Genomic DNA, 836 nt, shown 5'->3' on the forward strand with positions numbered 1-836 from the left:
ATCCTGGCGGTGGCGAACCAGGCGGAGTTTGCCCATCTCTCCCCACACCAGATCGTCCCGGCACTGGCCGATCAAGGCCGTTACATCGCCTCGGAATCGACCTTCTATCGCGTCCTGCGCGCCCATGAGCAGCTCGCCCGTCGCGGCAAGCCCAAGGCGCCCCCACGCACGCGCCCGGCACCGCTCCTGGCCACTGGCCCCAACCAGGTCTGGAGCTGGGACATCACCTATCTGAGCACCACCGTGAAGGGGGTGTTCTTCTATCTCTACCTCATCATGGATGTCTTCAGTCGCAAGATCGTCGGCTGGGAGGTTTATCCCAGCGAGTCCGCCGAGCAGGCCGCGGAGGTCTTTCGCAAGGCCCACCTGCGCGAAGGCGTGCCCGCTGATGCGCTGGTGCTGCATTCGGACAACGGCGCACCCATGAAGGGCGCCACCATGCTCGCCACCTTGCAGCGCCTCGGCGTCGTCCCCTCCTTCAGCCGACCCTCGGTGAGCGACGACAACCCCTTCTCAGAATCACTGTTCAGCACCCTCAAGGGCCGCCCTGGTTTCCCCGAGCAGCCCTTCGCGAGTCTCGAGGATGCACGCATCTGGGTCGATGGATTCGAGCGCTGGTACAACACGGAGCATCACCACAGCGCCTTGCGCTTCGTCACCCCCGGCCAGCGCCATCGAGGGGAGGATCGCGCATTGCTCGCCCAACGCGATGCGCTCTATCAGGCCGCCAAGGCCGCGCATCCCGAACGCTGGAGCGGCAACACGCGCAACTGGGAGCCCGACACCACCGTCTTGCTCAATCCCGGGAAACCTCTGAAAACGGAGGCCAAAGCCAC

The 836-nt window shown here is 65.1% G+C and carries 1 protein-coding gene; it reads left to right on the top strand.

Translation table 11 applies throughout. The features are described 5' to 3' along the window. Nucleotides 1–836 (top strand): IS3 family transposase (locus tag G3480_RS26990; protein WP_164657258.1); only part of this gene is annotated, 836 nt, incomplete at both ends.

The organism is Thiorhodococcus mannitoliphagus (genome assembly GCF_010915725.1).
Taxonomy (GTDB): Bacteria; Pseudomonadota; Gammaproteobacteria; order Chromatiales; family Chromatiaceae; genus Thiorhodococcus; species Thiorhodococcus mannitoliphagus.